We start from the raw sequence: 21,900 nt of genomic DNA, 5'->3' as shown, positions 1-21,900 counted from the left end.
TACATACTATGACGAGAAGAGGGCGAGTCTGTGCAAATTGTAAAAAAGGAGAAATTTATTTTAAAGGAGTTTACATTTGAAAATGGTAGGACAATTCCTGTTCAAATGGGGTATGAGACTTATGGTACTTTAAATAGAGAAAGGTCAAATACGATTTTGGTTTGTCATTATTTTAGTGCAACTAGTCACGCGGCAGGAAAATATACAGCGCATGATGAGGAGTCTGGCTGGTGGGATGGTTTAATTGGACCGGGAAAAGCAATTGATACAAATAAATACTTTGTTATATGCACTGATAATCTTTGTAATGTGCAGGTGAAGAACCCTTATGTAATTACAACGGGACCGAAATCGATTAATCCGAAAACTGGAGATGAATATGCGATGGACTTTCCGGTTTTTACATTTCTTCATGTAGCTCGTATGCAATATGAGTTAATAAAAGATATGGGAATCGCAAGGCTACATGCTGTAATGGGACCGTCAGCTGGCGGGATGATTGCGCAGCAATGGGCTGTTCATTATCCTCATATGGTAGAGCGGATGATTGGTGTTATTACGAACCCGCAAAATCCAATTATTACGTCGGTAAATGTAGCGCAAAATGCAATTGAGGCTATCCGGCTGGATCCAAGTTGGAAGGGCGGGAAATATGGAGAAGAGCAGCCAATGAAGGGGCTTCAGTTAGCAAATAGAATGATGTTTATGAACGCGTTTGATGAGCAGTTTTATGAAACAACCTTCCCTCGTAATAGTATAGAAGTAGAACCGTATGAAAAGGTTTCTTCATTAACATCATTTGAGAAAGAGATAAATAAATTGACATATAGAAGTATAGAGTTAGTAGATGCAAATTCGTGGATGTACACTGCGAAAGCAGTTTTATTACATGATATTGCACATGGATTTTCGTCTTTAGAAGACGCACTGTCTAATATAGAAGCAAATGTACTTATGATTCCGTGTAAACAAGATTTGCTTCAGCCGTCACGTTATAATTATAAAATGGTAGACCTATTGCAAAAACAAGGGAAGTATGCAGAAGTATATGAGATAGAAAGTATAAATGGGCATATGGCGGGAGTATTTGATATTCATTTATTTGAAAAGAAAGTGTATGAGTTTTTAAATCGGAAAGTATCTAGTTTTGTGTAGAAAATAAATGATGTGAAAAAGGTGCAATGTATGTAGTAGGCACCTTTTTTTACATGATTTGTAGGCGGAAAATATATGTGGCAATTGCTATACCGAAGAATGCAATACTAAGTAATAGAAATAAGAATGACATTTCTTGTGGTGATTTTATCTTTTTATTATTTTTCATACTAAGTGCAATAATTGCAGCGAGTAAGAACACAATGCTCATAATGAAAAGAAAAAGTGTCATTTTAATCGACTCCCTTCATAAAACAAGTATATTGAGGATACAATGCACGAGTTATGTTTGTAAAGAATAAGTTTTGCGAGAAAATTGAGAAATAAATTCTCCGTTCTTTGCGTTCTTTCTTTCGCATGCTAAAATTGATGAGGAATGATTATTCAAGGAAGAAACTAAAGGTTTTTATTGTATATAAGGAGGAACGAAATATGACAGAAGTGAAAACAATTACTACAGAAGAAGTACAAGAGCGTTTAGAAAACGGAGAAACGTTATTTTTAGTAGACGTAAGAGAAGATGAAGAAGTAGCAACAGGGAAAATTCCAGAAGCTGTACATATTAAAATGGGGGATATCCCAAATAAAGTAGATTTCTTTGATAAAGAGAATGAATATATCTTTATTTGTCGCTCGGGAATGCGCAGTGAAAATGTATGCCATTATTTAAATGAGCAAGGCTTTAAAACAGTGAACATGGTTGGCGGTATGCTTCAATATGAAGGCGAAATCAAATAAGTAGTTTAAAAAACTTGAAACGAGTCTGTTTCAAGTTTTTTTCTTTTGCATACAGTGTACAAAAGGGGGATAGGTAAATGGGGATTAACTTACGGAAAGTAAAAATTATAAATAATACAGGGGCTGTTAATATCGGCGATTGTTATGATATCTCACCTTTAGCTGTAGCGAAAGTGTATGCAGGTGCTGGAGGATCGAGTGCGGCTATTTTTTTAAATGGGAAAAGACAGCCAGAAGCGGTCATTAGAACATCGGTGTTTCTTCCGCCATTAGCAACGAGTACACGTACATTAGGCTCATAGAAGAAAGGTAGAGTGTGATTATGCCTGCTCATATAAAAGAGTTCGTTATTGTGAATAACACTGGGAATATATTTACTGGTGATAATTTAAGTGATACGTCATTTACTGCTTCGAAATCGTATAGTGGTTCGATGGGGTGTACTTGGATTGATGTTGTTACAGTAATAGGGACGGAGACGAAGCTTTGTTTACAGCCAGGAGATTCTGTCACAACAACGTATACGAGAGGTACTCCTGCTGGTACTGTAACAGGAACAAATATGGGGCAAAGTGTAAATGCATCGGGTATAGCACAAGCTGTCCCTAATACAGATAATATGGATTCAGTTGCTGGACTCCCCTAAAATCATAGGGGAGTTTATTATTTGTAAGAAGAGCTTATGTAGCGTGAAAAGCGGAGTAATTGTTTGAAAAATAGTATTGGAAACCTCTTTGGAAAATACAATTCAAATAGAAGGTGATTTTTTATCCCACTTTAATGGGCAGTAAGATTCCCCCTCAAAATTTAGCGAAAGCAAAGAAGGTAGGTGGGGGGCGGGCTGCCTATAAAAGTCCGATTGGCGAGGGCTGATTAAAGTTTCACTTTATGTGAAGCATATTTTGTAATTGTATTTTGCTGTTGAAGGTGGTGGGAGTAGTGGAAGGAAATGATGAAAATTTAAAAATAAAAAGGTCGATACATTCTAATTTTAAGTTATCACCAGATCTTGTTGGTCCTACTTTTCCTCCAGTGCCAACTGGAATGACAGGGACGACAGGGCCGACGGGGAGTACCGGAGCAACCGGAAGCACGGGAGCAACGGGAGTAACAGGTCCAACCGGAAGTACGGGAGCAACGGGAGTAACAGGCCCAACCGGAAATACGGGAGCAACGGGAAGTACGGGAGCAACGGGAAGTACGGGAGCGACGGGAAGTACGGGAGCGACAGGAAATACAGGGGCAACGGGAGATACGGGCCCGACCGGAAGTACCGGATCAACGGGATCAACGGGAGTAACAGGCCCAACCGGAAATACGGGAGTAACGGGAGTAACAGGCCCAACCGGAAATACAGGAGTAACGGGAAGTACGGGCCCAACCGGAAATACGGGAGTAACCGGAGCAACGGGAAGTACAGGAGCAACAGGAGATACAGGAGCAACGGGAAGCACAGGTCCAACCGGAAGCACGGGAGTAACGGGAGTAACAGGCCCAACCGGAAATACAGGAGTAACGGGAAGTACGGGAGCGACAGGAAATACCGGGGCAACGGGAGATACGGGTCCGACCGGAAGCACGGGCCCGACCGGAAGTACAGGAGCCACGGGAGTAACCGGCCCAACCGGAAATACGGGAGCAACGGGAGATACGGGTCCGACCGGAAGTACGGGATCAACGGGAAGTACGGGAGTAACAGGCCCAACCGGAAATACAGGAGTAACGGGAAGTACGGGAGCGACAGGAAATACCGGGGCAACGGGAGATACGGGCCCAACAGGAAGTACGGGAGCCACGGGAAGCACCGGCCCAACCGGAAATACAGGAGTGACAGGAAATACAGGAGTGACAGGAGATACGGGATCAACAGGAAGCACCGGCCCGACCGGAAGTACGGGATCAACAGGAAGCACAGGCCCAACAGGAAGCACAGGTTCAACGGGAGTAACAGGACCAACGGGAAGTACAGGAGCAACAGGAAGTACGGGAGCAATAGGAAGTACGGGCCCAACAGGAAGTACGGGAGCCACGGGAGTAACAGGCCCAACCGGAAATACAGGAGTAACGGGAAGTACGGGAGCGATAGGAAATACCGGGGCAACGGGAGATACGGGTCCGACCGGAAGTACGGGATCAACGGGAAGTACGGGAGCGACAGGAAATACCGGGGCAACGGGAGATACGGGCCCAACAGGAAGTACGGGATCAACAGGAAGCACCGGCCCAACCGGAAGCACGGGTTCAACGGGAGATACGGGTCCAACGGGAAGTACCGGATCAACCGGAAATACGGGAGTAACGGGAGCAACGGGAAGTACGGGACCAACAGGGAGTACAGGAGCAACGGGAAGCACAGGCCCAACCGGAAATACGGGATCAACGGGAAATACGGGATCAACGGGAAGTACGGGACCAACAGGGAGTACAGGAGCAACGGGAAGTACAGGAGCAACAGGAAGTACGGGCCCAACCGGAAGTACGGGATCAACGGGAGTAACAGGCCCAACCGGAAATACAGGAGTAACGGGAAGTACGGGAGCGACAGGAAATACCGGGGCAACGGGAGATACGGGCCCAACAGGAAGTACGGGATCAACAGGAAGCACCGGCCCAACCGGAAGCACGGGTTCAACGGGAGATACGGGTCCAACGGGAAGTACCGGATCAACCGGAAATACGGGAGTAACGGGATCAACAGGAAGCACGGGATCAACAGGAAGCACCGGCCCAACAGGAAGCACAGGTCCAACCGGAAATACGGGAGTAACCGGAGCAACGGGAAGTACAGGAGCAACAGGAGATACCGGAGCAACGGGAAGCACAGGTCCAACAGGAAGCACCGGATCAACTGGAAATACCGGAGTAACAGGAGTAACAGGAAGTACGGGATCAACGGGAGTAACAGGCCCAACCGGAAATACGGGAGCAATAGGAAGTACGGGCCCAACCGGAAGTACGGGATCAACGGGAGTAACAGGCCCAATCGGAAATACAGGAGTAACGGGAAGTACGGGCCCAACCGGAAATACGGGAGTAACGGGAGCAACGGGAAGTACGGGATCAACAGGAAGCACGGGATCAACAGGAAGCACCGGCCCGACAGGAAGTACGGGAGCCACGGGAGTAACAGGCCCAACCGGAAATACGGGAGTAACCGGAGCAACGGGAAGTACCGGAGCAACAGGAGATACCGGAGCAACGGGAAGCACAGGTCCAACCGGAAGCACCGGAGCAACGGGAGATACGGGTCCAACAGGAAGCACCGGAACAACGGGAAGTACTGGCCCGACCGGAAATACCGGAGCAACAGGAAGTACGGGAGCGACAGGAAACACGGGTCTAACGGGGAGTACCGGCCCAACAGGAAGCACCGGAGCGACAGGAAACACGGGTCCAACCGGAAGCACCGGAACAACGGGAAGTACTGGCCCGACCGGAAATACCGGTCCAACAGGAGACACGGGAGCGACCGGGGCGACTGGAGTTAGTACAACTGCAACGTACGCTTTTGCAAATAATACATCAGGAAGTGTTATTTCTGTTTTGTTAGGTGGCACGAATATTCCGTTACCAAACAATCAAAATATTGGACCGGGAATAACTGTTAGTGGTGGGAATACTGTATTTACAGTTGCGAGTGCAGGGAATTATTATATAGCCTATACAATTAATTTAACAGCAGGTTTACTTGTGAGTTCCCGTATAACTGTAAATAGTAGCCCACTTGCGGGAACGATAAATGCTCCGACAGTGGCTACCGGTTCATTTAGTGCAACAATCATTGCTAACTTGCCTGCTGGAGCTGCTGTTAGCTTACAATTATTTGGAGTAGTTGCGTTGGCTACATTATCGACGGCAACGCCAGGAGCTACTTTAACGATTATTAGATTAAGTTAATAAGGAGAAAACCTTGGGGCTTTTATGCTTCAAGGTTTTTTATCTCCTTATTTGTATGCAGTCGCATTGATTAGGAAAGTTTTACTTTATTCACATGAGTAAAAACATCGCAGTTCGAAAATATATTATAATAGAATGAAAAGAGAGAAATTTGGCAGAAAGGGAGGGTGGCGATGCAGGAGATGGTTACAGATTTTTTTGGGCGCCCGCTTCAAGATTTACGCATATCTGTCATTGATCGTTGCAATTTTAGATGTACATATTGTATGCCAGCGGAAGTATTTGGGCCAGATTATGCTTTTTTAAAAGATGAGTTTTTACTGACGTTTGATGAAATTGAGCGTTTAGCAAAACTATTTGTTAGCATTGGTGTACGAAAAATTAGACTTACTGGTGGCGAGCCACTACTTCGTAAAGATTTAACAAAACTTATTGCACGTCTCGTGAAAATTGACGGGCTATTAGATATAGGGTTAACGACCAATGCAATTCATTTAACGAAGCAAGCAAAAGTATTAAAAGAAGCTGGATTACATAGAGTAAATGTTAGTTTGGATGCAATAGATGATGATGTATTTAAGGCTATTAATGGCCGGAATATTAATACGAAACCTGTTATAAAGGGAATTATGGCTGCAAAAGAGGCTGGGCTTGATGTAAAGGTAAACATGGTTGTGAAAAAAGGGATGAATGATCATCAAGTACTTCCGATGGCTGCGTATTTTAAAGAGCAAGGAATCCCGCTTAGGTTCATTGAGTTTATGGATGTTGGTAGTACAAATGGATGGAATTTTGATCAAGTTGTTACGAAGCGAGAGTTAATTGAGATGATTCATCGCGTGTATCCGCTTGAGCCAGCTGAAGCGCATTATTTTGGTGAAGTTGCGAAGCGATATCGTTACGTTGGAACAAATATTGAAGTCGGTTTTATTACTTCTGTTTCTGAGTCCTTTTGTTCCTCTTGTACGAGAGCGAGAATTTCAGCAGATGGAAAGTTTTATACTTGCTTATTTGCGACAGAGGGACTCGACCTAAGGGAACTTCTTAGAGGAAATCTTTCGGATGAGGAGTTAGTAAGCGTTATACAAGATGTATGGATGAATAGAAAAGATAGGTATTCGGATGAACGGACAGAAGAAAGTGCGAAAAATCGTCCGAAAATTGAAATGTCTTATATAGGAGGATAAGAAGGGAGGCTATCGTATGCAGGAGCGATATTCAAGGCAAATATTATTTTCTGGTGTTGGAGAAGAAGGACAGAGAAAAATTAGAGAGAAGCATGTGCTTATTATTGGTGCTGGAGCACTTGGTGCAGCAAATGCAGAAGCGATTGTTAGAGCAGGTGTTGGAAAAGTAACAATTGCGGATCGTGATTATGTAGAGTGGAGTAATTTACAAAGGCAACAATTATATACAGAAGAAGATGCAAAGCAGTATAAACCGAAGGCGGTAGCAGCGGCAGAGCATTTAAAAGCGATTAATTCTGAGGTGGAAATAAATCCGGTTGTGACTGATGTAACAGTGCAGGAAATGGAAGAGTTAGTGAAGGGTGTAGATTTAATATTAGATGCGACAGATAATTTTGAAACGCGTCTTCTTATTAATGATATTTCACAAAAGTATAATATTCCATGGATATATGGTGGTTGTGTCGGAAGTTACGGAGTAACGTATACAATTGTACCAGGAAAAACACCGTGTTTCCGCTGTTTAATGGAGCATCCAGCAAGCGGAGCAACATGTGATACGGCTGGTATTATACAGCCGGCGGTGCAATTAGTAGTTGCGCATCAAATAACAGAAGCGTTGAAAATATTAGTAGAAGACTATGGGGCGCTTCGCGAAACGATGTTATCGTTTGATCTTTGGAATAATCAACAGATGGCATTTAAAGTGAATAGACAGAAAAAAGAAACGTGTTTATCTTGCGGAAGATTACGTACATATCCGAGTTTAACATTTGAAGCACAAACGAAAACAGAAGTGTTATGTGGACGAAATACAGTACAAATCCGTCCAGGTGTGCGGAATGAATTTAATTTAGAAGAAATTAAAAAGCGCTTACAAAGAAGTGTGGATGTAAAGGCTACTCCGTATTTAGTATCGTTTCTGGTAGAGGAATTTCGTTTTGTTTTATTTACAGATGGCAGAGCTTTTATTCATGGGACGAATGATATAAATGTAGCAAAACGTTTATATACAAGATACATAGGTTGAACCTAAAGAGAAACCCTTTAGGTTCAACAGAGAGAAAATCAAGACTTTCTCGTATAATCTCCACTTTTTCCACCTGTTTTTTCAAGTAAGTACGTTTCGCCAATAATCATACCTTTATCAACAGCTTTACACATATCATACACAGTAAGGGCAGTAGCGGAAGCAGCTGTTAAAGCTTCCATTTCAACACCGGTGCTACCTTCTGTTTTAACTTTTACTTCAATCAGTAATCGATATTGTTCATCAGATTGTTTCCAATCGAAAGAAACGTCAACACCTTTTAATAATAAAGGATGACACATTGGGATAATATCAGAAGTGCGTTTCGCAGCCATAATACCAGCGATTTGTGCAACTGCTAATACGTCACCTTTCCCGATTTCATTATGAGAGATTTTATCGTAAATTTCTTTCGTAACGACAATGCTAGAGCGCGCAATTGCTGTTCGAACGGTTGCTTTTTTGTCGCTTATATCAACCATTTTCGCGCGTCCTTGGTCATTAAAGTGTGTGAATGAAGACATGGAATTCCTCCTTGAAGTAATTTCTATTTAATATATAAAGTTTAATCGAGATAAAAAAAATTGCAAATATGGGGTGAGAAACGATGGTAGAAAAACGAATTCCGATTCAAGTTGCTGAGGCAGTAGAGAGAGTAATGGAATATGCGAAAATTGGTGAAGTAGAAGAAGTTTCTATTACGGAAAGTTACGGGAGAATTCTTGGGGAGGATGTTGTCTCTGATCATGACGTTCCTCATTTTGATCGTTCTCCTTACGATGGTTTCGCAATTCGAGCAGAAGATACGAAAGAAGCAAATCAAGAGAATGCAATTGAGTTTGAAGTAATAGGGGAAATCGGGGCTGGATCTGTTTTTACAGAAGAAGTAGGATCTTTTCAGGCGGTTCGTATTATGACAGGAGCAGCTATTCCAGCGGATTGTAATGCAGTTGTAATGCTAGAACTGACGGAAGGCTTTGAGAAGAACGGAAAAACATATATGAAGTTAAAGCGTCCTTTTCATAGTGGCGACAATGTGTCATTTAAAGGGGAAGATATAAAACAAAATCAAGTTCTCGTTCAGAAAGGTGTTGCAATTAATCCAGGTGTTGCGGCCTTATTAGCGACGTTTGGATATAGTACTGTGAAAGTTGTAAAACAGCCTGTTGTTGGTATTGTGACGACAGGAAGTGAATTGTTAGAAGTACATGAGTCGTTACAACCGGGGAAAATTAGAAATAGTAACTCTTATATGATTGCTGCTCAAATTATGAAAGCTGGAGGTAAAGTCCGATATTATGGCCAACTTGCCGACGAGTTAGATGCATGTTTTACAGCTGTTCAATCAGCGATGGATGAAGTTGATATTTTAATTACGACAGGCGGTGTGTCGGTAGGAGATTATGACTACTTGCCGGCTATTTATGAAAGATTACAAGCGAATGTACTCTTCAATAAAATAGCGATGAGACCAGGAAGTGTAACGACTGTAGCTGAAGTTGATGGAAAGTTACTTTTCGGTTTATCAGGGAATCCGTCAGCTTGTTACGTAGGATTTGAGCTATTTGTGCATCCAGTTATAAAAACATATTTGAATGCGAAAGAACCTCACGTATATAGAGCAGATGCTATTTTACAAAAAGATTTTCCAAAGCCGAATCCGTTTACTCGTTTTGTAAGAGCAAAGGTGACAATTGTGGACGGGGCATTACAAGCGATGCCGGTCGGTTTAGATAAATCGAGTGCGGTATCTTCACTTGCAGATGCGAATGCTTTTATTGTGTTGCCTGGAGGAACGAGAGGCTTTGAGGCAGGGATGAAAGTGTCTGTATTATTGTTAGAGCACGCTGAGGGATGTGATTGGCCATGGGCAAAGCCCCTTCAATCTTACAAATAGTAGGGTATCAAAATAGCGGGAAAACAACACTTGTTGAGAAAATTGTACATGTATTAACTGAAAGCGAAATGAAAGTTGCTACGATTAAACATCACGGGCATGGAGGGTTTCCAGAAGTAGCGCAAAAAGATAGTGAAAGGCATAGAAAGGCCGGTGCTGTCGTAAGTAGTGTAGAAGGTGCTGGGTTACTTTCATTGTCATCATTAAGAGAGGAATGGTCCTTGCAAGAAATTATCCGTTTATACGAGTTTTTTGAAGTGGATACAATTTTAATTGAGGGCTATAAAAAAGAGAGCTATCCAAAAGTGGTGTTACTTCGTTCTGCGGAAGATGTTGAACTTTTACATAAAGTAGAAAATATAGTAGCAGTTATTACGTGGTATGATGCTCCTGCAAACTTACGAGAAGAATATAAAGTATTTCATATAACAGAAGAAAAATTGTACATAGACTGGTTTTTACAAACGGTAAGGAGTGCGAAATGAAAAATACGTATTATGAAGTAATTGATACAGAAATTTCAATTGAAGAAGTAGCGAATAAGGTTATTCGCCGCGAATGTGGTGCTGTTACAACATTTATTGGAACGGTTAGAGAGTTTACGAAAGGGCGTCGTACATTATACTTAGAATATGTCGCTTATAAAACGATGGCAGAAAAGATGCTAGAGAAAATCGGATCAGAAGTGAAAGAGAAATGGCCAGGTACACACGTTGCGATTACACATCGCATCGGTACACTGCAAATTTCTGATATTGCGGTTGTTGTGGCTGTTTCAACGCCGCATCGTAAAGCGGCTTATGAAGCAAATGAATACATTATGGAACGCATAAAACAAATTGTTCCGATTTGGAAAAAAGAGTTTTGGGAAGATGGAGACTCTTGGATTGGCGATCAATTAGAAAAAACGCCATATCCGGCGGGAGAGCCTGGGAAGGAGCTATAAGTATGATTCGAGTATTGTTATTTGCGAACTTGCAAGAAGAAGCAGGAAGAAATGAATTACAAATAGAGAAAGAAAGTATTACGGTTGCAGAGTTAAAAGATGTTATTGCAAAAGAATATAATGTACCAGTCACAGAACCAATTATGGTTGCGATTAATGAAGAATATGCAAATGAAGATGATACGATTCAATCTGGTGATGTTGTTGCACTAATCCCACCAGTGAGCGGTGGTTAATATTGGATTCATTAAAACGACTTTCCTATATAGGGAAAGTCGTTTTTTTATGGCGTTTTTGAGAACACTAACGTATAGAACAAGGAGGGCGTTATGAAAAAAATATGTGTAATGCTAACAATGATATGTTCTATCTTTTCCTTTTTGCCAAGTTATTCTTTGGCAAAAGAATCGAATGAACAACTTTTAGAAAGTGCGTTATTAAATCGATATTATTCTGTGATAAGACAAGTGACAGAAGATCAATATGAATGTGCTTCAGTTATCAATATAAAGCGTCTCGGCAAGAATGGTGAATTCGTTCCTAGATATGAAGTGACGCTACAATTTCTTACATTTCAAGGAGCACATAACCCGCCGAATGATAAAGTTACGCTTACTTTGGAAGATTATTTAGATCACGTAAGGATAAAGAAAGTGGAGCGAGAAAAGAATGTTTCTGGTGCTATTGCAGAAAAGATTTGTGAAAGAGAAAAAGAAAAAATAAAAGCTCACTCTACTGATTCAGAATGATAACCTATGACATTTAGTAAAGAAAGGTAATGAGCGATGGATATATTTTTAGCGATTTTACCAGCTATATTTTGGGGAAGTATTGTGCTATTTAACGTAAAACTGGGCGGGGGACCGTATAGTCAAACGCTCGGAACAACGCTTGGCGCGCTTATTTTCTCGATTGTTGTTTATATTTTTATGAAACCAGTATTGACTCCTACTGTTATCGGAGTTGGTATTGTGTCAGGTTTATTTTGGGCGCTTGGTCAGGCGAATCAATTAAAAAGTATTGATTTAATGGGCGTTTCAAGGACGATGCCCATTTCAACAGGACTTCAATTAGTTGCGACAACTTTATTTGGAGTCATCGTATTTCATGAGTGGTCCACAACAATATCAGTCGTCCTTGGTGTATTAGCTCTCGTTTGTATTATTATTGGTGTTATTTTAACATCTCTTCAAAGTGAAGAAGAAAAGAATGCAGAGCAAGCGGGGAATTTTAAAAAAGGCATTATCATTTTATTGATTTCAACAGTCGGCTATTTAGTTTATGTAGTAGTGATTAGACTATTTAAAGTAGATGGTTGGTCAGCTTTGTTGCCACAAGCAGTTGGTATGGTGTTAGGGGGGATTTTGCTTACTTTTAAACATCATCCATTTAATAAATATGCAATACGAAATATTATTCCAGGATTAATTTGGGCAGCTGGAAATATGTTTTTATTCATTTCACAGCCGCGTGTTGGAGTGGCAACAAGTTTCTCGCTATCGCAAATGGGAATTATTATTTCGACGCTTGGCGGGATTCTTATATTAGGTGAAAGAAAAACGAAACGCCAATTAACAGGGATTGTTGTCGGTATCATTTTTATTATTGCAGCCGGAATTATGTTAGGTATAGCAAAAAGTTAAAGGAGGTATGGAAATGTATAGTGATTTAGAAGGAAAGGTTGTCGTTATTACAGGATCAGCAAGTGGTCTTGGAAGAGCAATGGGGGTAAGGTTTGCTGAGGAGAAAGCAAAGGTAGTGATTAATTATCGCTCACGGGAGTCAGAAGCGAATGATGTGTTAGAAGAAATTAAAAAGGTAGGCGGAGAAGCGATTGCTGTAAAAGGTGATGTGACGGTCGAATCAGATGTGGCGAATCTCATTCAATCTGCTGTGAAAGAGTTTGGTACGCTTGACGTTATGATTAACAATGCAGGGATAGAAAATGCGGTACCATCGCATGAAATGCCGCTTGAAGATTGGAATAGGGTAATTAACACAAATTTAACAGGTGCTTTTTTAGGAAGCCGTGAAGCGATTAAATATTTTGTAGAACATGATATTAAAGGATCTGTCATTAACATGTCGAGTGTTCATGAGAAAATTCCGTGGCCATTATTTGTGCACTATGCAGCAAGTAAGGGTGGTATTAAACTGATGACAGAAACGTTAGCGTTAGAATATGCACCAAAAGGTATTCGAGTAAATAATATAGGGCCAGGTGCAATTAATACGCCGATCAATGCAGAGAAGTTTGCTGATCCTAAAAAACGTGCTGACGTAGAAAGTATGATACCGATGGGCTACATCGGAAAACCAGAAGAAATTGCAGCAGTAGCAACTTGGCTCGCTTCTTCAGAGGCGAGTTATGTAACGGGTATTACGCTATTTGCAGATGGTGGAATGACGTTATATCCATCGTTTCAAGCTGGGCGTGGGTAATAAAAAGGACGAAGAGATAAAACTCTTCGTCCTTTTTTTACAAAAAAAAATAGCGGCCAGCTATTTTAAATTTAGTGATTAATTGTATCTTGAAGATATTCTGTTGCTTGATGTTCAGAAACATTTTGCACGAGTGCAACTTCACTAATCATCATTTTTCGGGCGTTATCTAGCATTTGTTTTTCGCTCGCATTTAAAGCTCTCTCTTTATTGCGGCGAAGTAAATCCCGAACAACTTCTGCACTATCTTGCAGATTGCCGTTTTTCATTTTTTCCATATTCATTGTATATCTTTGTTTCCAGGAAAGTGATGTATCTGATTCCCCGTTTTGAAATTCAAGAAGTATATCATCTAACGTACCTTTATCTACGATATAACGAATACCTGATTTTTGTAATTGATCCATCGGAAGCATTACTTGCATATCCTTACTAATGATACGTATTACACAATATTGACGTATTGTTCCTAATATTTCTTTCTCTTCAATGGCTTCGATGACTCCTGCGCCGTTCATTGGATAAACGATTTTATCACCAATTTGAAACAAATCATCCACCTCCATATGTGGTAACCATCTTTAATGATAGCATAAGTAAATGTAAATGTCAAATTTTATATAATACCATAATAATTATATTTGAGTCAATAAGTAAAAGCTCTTTTTATATATATTTTTTTTGCTTTTATTTATGGATGATTTTTTTAGAAAAATAGTACAGGTGAAGAAAGGAGGCATATCCACTTATTTTTAAGCATAAAATGTAAAATCGCTAATACAATATACCTAAATCCGTTCTTTGCAAAGGAGGGAGAGAAGGTGGGGCGCACAATAAAAATTGATATTACAAATAAAGTGGTAGCTAAATTTAGACCAGATTATTTGGAATTGTATACGAGTAAATTTATGATAGGTAAGTTTTATGTCTATACTGAAGGTAAACAATATGTGTTAGAAGACGGATATATATATGAAGACGGAAAGTTTTATCGCATCATAGATACGCACCGTGGCAATAATCAAGCGGCGGAGGGCTGCGATCTAGGATGGTGTTAACATGATTCGTGTAAAAGTGTTTGATGAAAGTCACGAAAAAGACTTAGAAGACGCTGTAAATGTTTTTTTGAAAAAGATTGATGATAGTAACTTTGTAGACATTAAGTACCAAGTCGGTGTTTCTATTAACGATGACGAAAACCAAATTTATTGTTTTTCAGCAATGATCGTTTATAAAGCATAAAAAAGAGCTGGATGAGCCAGCTCTTTTTTATGCTTTATGTTGGGACAACATGTGTCGGTAATACGTTCATAATAGATTGGGTTGCGCCTAATTTCTTTGTCGTTAAAAGAGGCTCCCCTGTCTCATGATTTTGGGCATCTTTACACATACCAAGGTGATAACGATCACCTAAAAATGGATCAATATAAAAACCGTTTTTGAATACTTTATCATTCGGATGTTTTTCATGGTGAATATCAGAGCAGTTAATGCAATAGAACATAGCGTTCAACCCCTTTTTATTTTTGTTTGAAAAAAGTGAGTCGGTAGTCATTTCGCTCCTAAGGAAATGTTGAGGAGAAGAGAAATAACTACCTACTCAAATGGTGGGCATATTCCTTCTGATTTTTCATATCTCGCGTAGTGTCCCTGAGGGAAGGAGGAGAGACGAAATACGCATGATATACGTAAGGCGCTTCTTCCAAGATGAATGATGGAGTTTCATGTTGAGAGAAGTTTTTATTTTTTGTTGCCTTTGTGAGTATATTATGAGGAAATGTTCGGAGGGTGTTTGTCCTGTTGAAAAAATGTTGAGAATTTCTCAACAGTAAAAAAGAGTTAGCGTTGACATGAAACTAAAAGGTGTTATATTATCGAAGTGTAACCAAAAGGTGTTATATTTGATTGCCGAATAAAGGAGAATGGAAATGGAACAACAAAATACATTAACTGACATTAAACAAACGATCGTTTTTAACGCGTCTATTCAAAAGGTGTGGAATGTAGTATCAACTGCAGAAGGGATTGCCTCATGGTTTATGCCAAATGATTTCGTATTAGAGGTAGGACATGAATTTCATATACAATCACCATTTGGACCATCACCATGTAAAGTATTAGAAATCGATGAGCCAAATCATCTATCTTTTTCATGGGATACAGATGGCTGGGTTGTTTCATTTCATCTGAAAGACCTAGGAGATAATAAAACAGAATTTACGTTAATTCACGGCGGCTGGAAACACCCTGATGAAATTCTTCCGAAAGCGAATGCGAAGAGCTCTATTATTCGCGACAGAATGAGCGGAGGCTGGGTAGCGATTGTAAATGAAAAACTGAAAAAGGTTGTCGAAGGCTAAGTGTCCTCATCAGCAGCGAAATATGATGTGTTTCAAGCAATTGCTGATCCAACCCGCCGAGAAGTAATACGGTTATTAAGTGATAAAGAGTTACCCATTTCCAAAATAACGGATCATTTTCCGATGAGTCGTACTGCGGTTGTAAAGCACCTTCATATTCTTTCAGAAGCGAATTTAGTAAGTGGAAGAAAAAGCGGAAGAGAGAAAATATATCGCTTGCATCCAGAACCATTAGAGGAATTACAACAGTGGCTCTCGTATTATGAACGTTTTTGGGATAATAAATTGTCCATGTTGAAACATATTGTGGAGAATGAAGAGTAAAAGAGGATGACCAAAATGGTCATCCTCTTTATTATTGCTCACTTGTTTGTGTAGCTGGCTTTAATAAAAGCCAAGCGATAATTAATGTACATACTGCCAATACAAAAGTACTCATATAAATGACGTGTACACTTGATGCTAATGCGGATTGCGATTCGGTTACTACGTTTGTTGTAGTACCTCCATGTCCGCCAGATACAAGATCAAGGTTTTTAATACCACGTGCGTGAATCATCGTATTGAAGATTGTACCGAATATTGCCGCACCTAACGTTTGGCTAAATGTATTAATAAATGTGTTTAAACCAACGGCTGTTCCACGTGTATGAGCTGGTACGGCTGCTTGAATTGTTACCATGTAAATCGGTGTCACAAGCCCCATTCCTAAGCCGAATAATCCGACTGCCACATAAATAAGGAACGATGGTGAATGTGTTGATAATGTAAATAATAAGAACGTAGCGACTGATAAAATGCTAGCCCCAAGTAAAATGATTTGTTTCGTTTTTAATTTTCCTACTAAGTTACCAGAGAAAATAGCTCCAAATGTCCACATAACAGGGATTGGCATTAAAATAAGTCCGGCTTCTGTTGCATTTTTTCCTAATACACCTTGGCTCCAAATTGGAAGGTACATTGTAATACTAATAATCATTGCGCCAGCGATAAGCGTTAATATATTAATCGTAGATAATGTACGGTTAGAGAAAAGTGCTAGCGGAATTAATGGTTCCGGAGATTTTTTCTCGATGAATAAGAAAATAATGAATGAAACGACGGCGAAGATTAATAGGCCGATAATTGTTATATCTCCCCAGTTTTGCTTACTGCTACCTGTTAATAATGCGTATAGTAGAGCAATCGTACTTAGTGAGAATACTGTTGCACCAAGATAGTCGATATGGTGCTTAGCAGGCTTAATAGATTCTTTGTAGTAAATGGCAATCATTAAGCAAGCGATAATTCCAAATGGAACGTTTAAGAAGAAAATATAACGCCAAGAAAGAGAATCAACTAAAAATCCGCCGACTAATGGTCCGATAACACCTGAGACACCCCAAACAGCACTTATCCATCCTTGTGCTTTTGCGCGGTCTTTCGCTTCGTCATATAAGTCACCAATGATTGTCATAGTAATTGGCATGACAGCACCAGCACCTAAACCTTGAAGGGCACGAAAGACGATAAGTTGTTCCATCGATGTAACGACACCGCAAAGTGCAGAACCGACTAAAAAGATTGTAGCTCCGATGAGTAGAACTTTTTTACGGCCAAATAAATCAGCTAGCTTTCCGTATATTGGAGTTGAAACCGCTGTGGCAAGCATGTAAATTGCGTAAACCCAGCTAACAAGTTCAACGCCGGATAAATCACTCGTTATACGAGGGATCGCTGTACTAACAATCGTTCCTTCTACAGCAGAAAGAAACGTCATTAGCATTAAAGACATCATGACTTTTTTTCTCATATGTTTTCCCCTTACCCTTTTTCAAATATTCAACAATATAAAATATAAAGGTACTAAGGTAAATAAAGCAACAAAAAAGCAATGGAAAGTTAAGGGGAGGGGATATTTGTCGTTTTTTGTCGGTAAGTCGATATATTTGAAAAATCGCCGATATAAGTAGCAGAATCGCTGATATATTTGGAAAATCGCCGATATAAGTAGCAGAATCGCTGATATATTTACAGAATCGCCGATATAATTTCATGTACCTATAAAAAAAGAAACAGGAATCCCTGTTTCTCAGTTTAATATTGCATTTTCGCGTTTTCTCCAGCTGTCGTTCCGGCAATTCTACCAGTAACGAGAGCAGATGTAATGTTATAGCCACCAGTATAACCGTGAATATCAAGAACTTCCCCGCAGAAATATAAGCCGTTCGTGAATTTAGAAGACATTTCTTTCGGGTTAATTTCTTTAACGGATACACCGCCGCCAGTAACGAATGCTTTTTCAATTGACTGCGTACCATTTACATTTACAGTAAATTCTTTAAAGTCTTTCACAAGTGCACGAATCTTCTCGTGAGAAACTTGTCCAGCTTGCTCGCTGCCATCAATTTCATTTTTTTCTAATAAGAATAGGAAGTAACGTTCAGGAACATAACCTTTTAACACGTTTTTAATTCCTTTTTTCGGATCTTCTTTCATTTGTTTCAGCATGCGCTGGAATAGTTGTTCACTATTTTCTTCTGGCAATGCATCGATGCTCATTTGCACTGTATTCGTTTTGAACTTTTTCAGTGCTTTTACAACGAATTGACTACAGCGAAGAGCAGCAGGACCAGATAAACCGAAGTGAGTGAAGAGCATGTCCATTTTGTGAGAAATGATAGCTTTTCCTTTCGGGTTTAATACACTTAAGTTTACGTCTCGTAAAGCGAGGCCTTGTAGTGAACGGTCTCGAATAAATGGTTCGTTTGAAAGGATTGGTACTTCTGTTGGGAATAATTCTGTAATTGTATGACCAGCTTTTTCTGCCCAAGCATATCCGTCTCCAGTAGAACCGGTTTGAGGAACTGATTTTCCGCCAACAGCGATAACGACGTGATTTGTTTCTAGCACTTCGCCAGTCTTTAGTACGACTGCTTTCGTTTGACCATTTTCATATTCAATCGTTTCAACAGGTGTATTCGTGCGGATCTTTACACCTAAATCTTTTAATCGTGTTAAAAGTGCGTCTACTACCGATTGGGCTTTATTTGAAACAGGGAACATGCGGCCATGATCCTCTTCTTTCAGTTTTACACCGAGATTTTCGAAGAATGTAATAATATCTTCATTATTAAAAATAGAAAAAGCGCTGTATAAGAAGCGGCCATTTCCTGGTATATGTTTAACGATCTCATCAAGTGGTAGACGGTTCGTTACGTTACAGCGGCCGCCACCAGAAATCGCAAGTTTACGCCCTAGTTTATTTCCTTTATCAAGAAGCAAGACGCTTGCGCCTTCTTCTGCAGCACCGATTGCAGCCATTAGCCCAGAAGGCCCGCCGCCGATGACAATAACATCATAATGCATAATATATCGACCTCATTTTCTACATTTCCTGCCTAAAAGAATAGCATGTTTTCCCTTAAAAGAAAAATAGAGTGAAGTACTGCTTAAGGAGAGAATTGTGGTACAATACAAAAGTTAGAGTTCAGCACTATCCTGCTATTTGTGGGCCATAGGACTAAAACCTTATGAGTTAGGGGAAGTCTAATAGTTCTCGAATGCTCGAATAGTTCAATTTATTATAGTTTCACTTTACCCCGCATTAACGGGCAGTAAGACTCCCACCTTAAAGTTTGCTTAGGTCAAAGAAGTAGGTGGGAGATTAACTGCCCCTAAATGCCCGATTGGTTCAACTAATAATCAGTGGGGAAGAACACCCCACTGATTAAAGTTTCACTTTATGTAGATGTAGGAGGATTTTTGTATGTCCGATTCGAAATTTCTGCGCGGAACGCTTATCGTTACGTTAGGGACATTTTTAGTGAAGTTCTTAGGCATGATTTACGTCTTTCCGTTTCATGCATTAGTAGGGACAGAAGGCGGAACGCTCTATACATATGGATACATTCCATATACGATTTTTTTAAGTATTGCAACGGCAGGGGTGCCGCTTGCTGTTTCAAAATTCGTTTCCAAATATAATGCGCTTGGCGATTATAAAACGAGCCGGAGAATGTTCCGCTCGGGAATGGTTATGATGATAGTAACAGGAGTTCTTTCATTCCTAGTACTGTACATGACGGCGCCGTTGTTTGCAGAAGCAATGCTTGGTAAACAAAGTGTACACAGTAATATAGGAGAAGTTACGACGATTATTCGTCTTGTAAGTTTTGCGCTTATTGTTGTGCCGGCAGCGAGTTTAATTCGTGGTTATTTCCAAGGTCACCAATCGATGGGACCAACTACTGTTTCGCAAATTATTGAACAAATTATTCGTATCGTCTTTTTATTAGCGGGTAGTTTTATCGTTATTAAAGTACTTGGTGGTACAGTTGCAACAGCAGTTGGGGTAGCGACATTTGCTGCATTCGTTTCAGCAGTTGGAGCGCTCGGTGTACTCATTTGGTACTGGCTAAAACGTAAAAAACATTTGGATCAATATTTAATTGAACAAACTGTACCAGAATCGACAGTGAGTACTGTTCAATTATTTAAAGAATTATTTGCATATGCGATTCCTTACGTTGTAATTGGGTTAACAATTCCTTTATATCAACAAATTGATACATTGACATTTAACTCAATTATGCAAGCGATTGGCCAAGGTGATATTGCAGAGCGAGCGCTCGGTATTTTCACAATGTGGACGCATAAATTAATTATGATTCCTGTATCACTTGCGACAGCGTTTAGTTTAACGCTCGTACCAGCGATTACAAAATCATTTACTGAAAAGCAATACCGTTATTTAAAGTTACAAATTACACAAACATTCCAGGCAAATATGTTCTTAACATTGCCAGCAGTTGTCGGTATTTCATCACTTGCCTATCCGATTTATACTGCATTTTACGATTCAGATCCATTAGGTGGACAAGTATTAATGTGGTATGCACCGGTTGCGTTGTTATTTGCTTTATTTACAGTAACAGCGGCAATTCTGCAAGGTATTAACCAACAAAAGCATGCGATTATCGCACTTATAATGGGTGTTATTTTGAAATTTGTATGTAACGTAATCTTTATTCGTTATTTCGGTACAGTAGGGGCGATTCTAGCAACAGCTGTTGGTTTCTTAGCTTCTGTTTGGTACACAAATCAACAAATTAAAAAATACGCACACTATTCATTCGGTGTTGTATATAAGAGAACGTTCCAAATTGCAGTATTAACATTTGTAATGGTTGTGGTCGTAAAACTATCACAATGGATTCTATCCTTCATGATTTCGCCGGATGGCCGAGTTGGCGCTCTTATTACAGTTGCCATTTGTGCAGGTCTTGGCGGTCTCGTTTACGGATTGTTAGCAATTCGCACAGGAGTACTTGAAAGAGTATTCGGCGGAGAAGCGTTAGAGAAAATCCAGCGTAAACTTGGCAATAGATTTAAAATAAAGTTGAAATCAAAAGGGGCGTAATTACGTCCCCTTTTCTATGATAAATAAAGAAGGTGAAAAACGTGAGATTAGATAAATTATTAGCAAATATGGGATATGGAAGTAGAAAAGAAGTAAAGAAATTATTGAAAGACGGCGTTGTGAAAATTGATGGAATACCGGTGAAAGATGCAAAGGTTCATGTAAATGTAGAAGAACAAGAAGTTATGATTCACGGTGAAGTCGTGGAATATAAAGAGTTTGTCTACTTAATGATGCATAAACCACAAGGCGTTATTTCAGCTACAGAAGATGATAATCATGAAACAGTAATAGATTTATTAGAGTTAGAAGATGCGATTTTTAATCCGTTCCCAGTGGGAAGACTTGATATTGATACAGAAGGTTTCTTATTAATAACAAATGACGGGAAGTTATCACATCAATTGTTATCTCCGAAAAAGCATGTGCCGAAAAAATATTATGCACACGTTGCAGGAGTAGTAACGGAAGAGGATGTAAAAGAGTTTGCTAAAGGTGTTATTTTAGATGATGGCTATGAAACAAAGCCAGGTGCACTTACAATATTAAAAAGCGATGATATTTCTGAAATCGAGCTTGTCATTACAGAAGGAAAGTTCCATCAAGTGAAGCGTATGTTTGAAGCGGTAGGGAAAAAAGTAGTCTACTTAAAGAGAACAGAGATGGGGCCGTTAGTGTTAGATGAAGAGCTAGAACTTGGACAATACCGAGAGCTAACAGATGAAGAAGTAGAGATGTTAAAAACATATCAAGTAGATACTGAGAAATAGTGCTATTTTTAGGCGCAGAAAAGACCCCTTTCTAATGAGTTAGAAAGGGGTATGTATTTATTTACATACAATTATTT

The 21,900-nt window shown here is 39.9% G+C and carries 26 protein-coding genes; 20 read left to right on the top strand and 6 right to left on the bottom strand.

Annotation, left to right across the window (positions count from 1 at the left end):
* Positions 1 to 30 precede the first annotated feature (30 nt).
* Positions 31 to 1,155: an alpha/beta fold hydrolase gene (locus PDQ40_RS21200; protein WP_270691622.1), complete on the top strand. Its 1,125-nt coding sequence runs from the start codon at positions 31 to 33 to the stop codon at positions 1,153 to 1,155.
* Between the two features lie 49 nt (positions 1,156 to 1,204).
* Here PDQ40_RS21200 and PDQ40_RS21195 read toward each other — a convergent pair whose 3' ends face one another.
* Complete coding sequence (locus tag PDQ40_RS21195) at positions 1,205 to 1,387, bottom strand: hypothetical protein (protein WP_000171893.1); 183 nt, start codon at positions 1,385 to 1,387, stop codon at positions 1,205 to 1,207.
* Between the two features lie 200 nt (positions 1,388 to 1,587).
* On the opposite strand from PDQ40_RS21195, the gene PDQ40_RS21190 reads away from it, so the two are divergent.
* From PDQ40_RS21190 to PDQ40_RS21160, 6 genes are all read left to right on the top strand, one after another.
* Entirely contained in the window at positions 1,588 to 1,893 is a 306-nt protein-coding gene (locus tag PDQ40_RS21190; RefSeq protein ID WP_000141219.1) for a rhodanese-like domain-containing protein, read from the top strand.
* A 77-nt stretch (positions 1,894 to 1,970) separates the two neighbouring features.
* Positions 1,971 to 2,195 carry a spore germination protein gene (locus PDQ40_RS21185; protein WP_062923134.1) on the top strand — a complete coding sequence of 75 codons (225 nt, stop codon included), beginning with the start codon at positions 1,971 to 1,973 and terminating at the stop codon, positions 2,193 to 2,195.
* A 20-nt stretch (positions 2,196 to 2,215) separates the two neighbouring features.
* A complete protein-coding gene (locus tag PDQ40_RS21180; protein WP_001110853.1) occupies positions 2,216 to 2,539 on the top strand; it encodes a hypothetical protein in 324 nt (107 codons plus the stop codon).
* A gap of 293 nt (positions 2,540 to 2,832) precedes the next feature.
* A complete protein-coding gene (locus PDQ40_RS21170; RefSeq protein WP_270691621.1) occupies positions 2,833 to 5,790 on the top strand; it encodes a beta strand repeat-containing protein in 2,958 nt (985 codons plus the stop codon).
* Positions 5,791 to 5,963: 173 nt separating this feature from the next.
* Positions 5,964 to 6,977, top strand: coding sequence for a GTP 3',8-cyclase MoaA (gene moaA / locus PDQ40_RS21165; protein WP_001157136.1), 1,014 nt, complete (start codon positions 5,964 to 5,966; stop codon positions 6,975 to 6,977).
* A gap of 16 nt (positions 6,978 to 6,993) precedes the next feature.
* A complete protein-coding gene (locus tag PDQ40_RS21160) occupies positions 6,994 to 8,007 on the top strand; it encodes a molybdopterin-synthase adenylyltransferase MoeB (RefSeq protein ID WP_001158102.1) in 1,014 nt (337 codons plus the stop codon).
* Between the two features lie 38 nt (positions 8,008 to 8,045).
* Here the strand turns inward: PDQ40_RS21160 and moaC are convergent, their stop codons facing one another.
* Positions 8,046 to 8,531, bottom strand: a complete 486-nt coding sequence (gene moaC / locus PDQ40_RS21155) for a cyclic pyranopterin monophosphate synthase MoaC (RefSeq protein WP_000094151.1) — start codon at positions 8,529 to 8,531, stop codon at positions 8,046 to 8,048.
* An 83-nt stretch (positions 8,532 to 8,614) separates the two neighbouring features.
* Between moaC and moeA the strand changes: the two genes are divergently transcribed.
* The 7 genes from moeA (at position 8,615) to PDQ40_RS21120 (ending at position 13,292) form a co-directional block, all read left to right on the top strand.
* Positions 8,615 to 9,904 carry a molybdopterin molybdotransferase MoeA gene (gene moeA, locus PDQ40_RS21150; protein WP_270691620.1) on the top strand — a complete coding sequence of 430 codons (1,290 nt, stop codon included), beginning with the start codon at positions 8,615 to 8,617 and terminating at the stop codon, positions 9,902 to 9,904.
* Positions 9,874 to 10,389 carry a molybdopterin-guanine dinucleotide biosynthesis protein B gene (gene mobB / locus PDQ40_RS21145; protein WP_000513637.1) on the top strand — a complete coding sequence of 172 codons (516 nt, stop codon included), beginning with the start codon at positions 9,874 to 9,876 and terminating at the stop codon, positions 10,387 to 10,389. The genes moeA and mobB overlap by 31 nt, the downstream gene beginning before the upstream one ends.
* Complete coding sequence (gene moaE / locus PDQ40_RS21140; protein WP_000799835.1) at positions 10,386 to 10,850, top strand: molybdopterin synthase catalytic subunit MoaE; 465 nt, start codon at positions 10,386 to 10,388, stop codon at positions 10,848 to 10,850. The genes mobB and moaE overlap by 4 nt, the downstream gene beginning before the upstream one ends.
* A gap of 2 nt (positions 10,851 to 10,852) precedes the next feature.
* The gene (moaD, locus tag PDQ40_RS21135) at positions 10,853 to 11,086 is read left to right on the top strand and encodes a molybdopterin converting factor subunit 1 (RefSeq protein ID WP_000621783.1); all 234 of its coding nucleotides are present in this window, start codon (positions 10,853 to 10,855) and stop codon (positions 11,084 to 11,086) included.
* A 93-nt stretch (positions 11,087 to 11,179) separates the two neighbouring features.
* Positions 11,180 to 11,599, top strand: coding sequence for a DUF3888 domain-containing protein (locus PDQ40_RS21130; RefSeq protein WP_000717661.1), 420 nt, complete (start codon positions 11,180 to 11,182; stop codon positions 11,597 to 11,599).
* Positions 11,600 to 11,635: 36 nt separating this feature from the next.
* Entirely contained in the window at positions 11,636 to 12,493 is an 858-nt protein-coding gene (glcU, locus tag PDQ40_RS21125; RefSeq protein WP_000350868.1) for a glucose uptake protein GlcU, read from the top strand.
* 13 nt (positions 12,494 to 12,506) lie between these two features.
* Positions 12,507 to 13,292 carry a glucose 1-dehydrogenase gene (locus PDQ40_RS21120; RefSeq protein ID WP_000286688.1) on the top strand — a complete coding sequence of 262 codons (786 nt, stop codon included), beginning with the start codon at positions 12,507 to 12,509 and terminating at the stop codon, positions 13,290 to 13,292.
* Positions 13,293 to 13,363: 71 nt separating this feature from the next.
* Here the strand turns inward: PDQ40_RS21120 and PDQ40_RS21115 are convergent, their stop codons facing one another.
* Entirely contained in the window at positions 13,364 to 13,858 is a 495-nt protein-coding gene (locus PDQ40_RS21115; protein ID WP_001998466.1) for a CarD family transcriptional regulator, read from the bottom strand.
* 255 nt (positions 13,859 to 14,113) lie between these two features.
* Here PDQ40_RS21115 and PDQ40_RS21110 point away from each other — a divergent pair, with 255 nt between their 5' ends.
* Both PDQ40_RS21110 and PDQ40_RS21105 read left to right on the top strand, forming a co-directional pair.
* Positions 14,114 to 14,350, top strand: a complete 237-nt coding sequence (locus PDQ40_RS21110; protein ID WP_000533800.1) for a DUF2553 family protein — start codon at positions 14,114 to 14,116, stop codon at positions 14,348 to 14,350.
* A gap of 1 nt (position 14,351) precedes the next feature.
* The gene (locus PDQ40_RS21105) at positions 14,352 to 14,534 is read left to right on the top strand and encodes a sporulation protein Cse60 (protein WP_000621751.1); all 183 of its coding nucleotides are present in this window, start codon (positions 14,352 to 14,354) and stop codon (positions 14,532 to 14,534) included.
* Positions 14,535 to 14,568: 34 nt separating this feature from the next.
* Here the strand turns inward: PDQ40_RS21105 and PDQ40_RS21100 are convergent, their stop codons facing one another.
* A complete protein-coding gene (locus tag PDQ40_RS21100) occupies positions 14,569 to 14,796 on the bottom strand; it encodes a DUF3973 domain-containing protein (RefSeq protein ID WP_000498984.1) in 228 nt (75 codons plus the stop codon).
* A gap of 424 nt (positions 14,797 to 15,220) precedes the next feature.
* On the opposite strand from PDQ40_RS21100, the gene PDQ40_RS21095 reads away from it, so the two are divergent.
* Both PDQ40_RS21095 and PDQ40_RS21090 read left to right on the top strand, forming a co-directional pair.
* Positions 15,221 to 15,652, top strand: a complete 432-nt coding sequence (locus PDQ40_RS21095) for an SRPBCC family protein (protein ID WP_000437774.1) — start codon at positions 15,221 to 15,223, stop codon at positions 15,650 to 15,652.
* Positions 15,653 to 15,976 carry an ArsR/SmtB family transcription factor gene (locus PDQ40_RS21090; RefSeq protein ID WP_000098837.1) on the top strand — a complete coding sequence of 108 codons (324 nt, stop codon included), beginning with the start codon at positions 15,653 to 15,655 and terminating at the stop codon, positions 15,974 to 15,976.
* A 31-nt stretch (positions 15,977 to 16,007) separates the two neighbouring features.
* Here PDQ40_RS21090 and PDQ40_RS21085 read toward each other — a convergent pair whose 3' ends face one another.
* Entirely contained in the window at positions 16,008 to 17,444 is a 1,437-nt protein-coding gene (locus PDQ40_RS21085; RefSeq protein WP_001228033.1) for an MDR family MFS transporter, read from the bottom strand.
* 284 nt (positions 17,445 to 17,728) lie between these two features.
* Positions 17,729 to 19,000, bottom strand: coding sequence for an NAD(P)/FAD-dependent oxidoreductase (locus PDQ40_RS21080; protein WP_000558878.1), 1,272 nt, complete (start codon positions 18,998 to 19,000; stop codon positions 17,729 to 17,731).
* A 400-nt stretch (positions 19,001 to 19,400) separates the two neighbouring features.
* Between PDQ40_RS21080 and PDQ40_RS21075 the strand changes: the two genes are divergently transcribed.
* Complete coding sequence (locus tag PDQ40_RS21075) at positions 19,401 to 21,053, top strand: putative polysaccharide biosynthesis protein (RefSeq protein ID WP_001284047.1); 1,653 nt, start codon at positions 19,401 to 19,403, stop codon at positions 21,051 to 21,053.
* Positions 21,054 to 21,094: 41 nt separating this feature from the next.
* Positions 21,095 to 21,823: a pseudouridine synthase gene (locus tag PDQ40_RS21070; RefSeq protein WP_001234931.1), complete on the top strand. Its 729-nt coding sequence runs from the start codon at positions 21,095 to 21,097 to the stop codon at positions 21,821 to 21,823.
* The last annotated feature ends 77 nt before the right edge of the window (positions 21,824 to 21,900 follow it).

The organism is Bacillus cereus group sp. Bc061, from assembly GCF_027715825.1.
GTDB lineage: Bacteria > Bacillota > Bacilli > Bacillales > Bacillaceae_G > Bacillus_A > Bacillus_A paranthracis.
The sequence above is the reverse complement of the archived record's forward strand: the minus strand, read 5'-3'. Positions and strand labels throughout refer to the sequence as shown.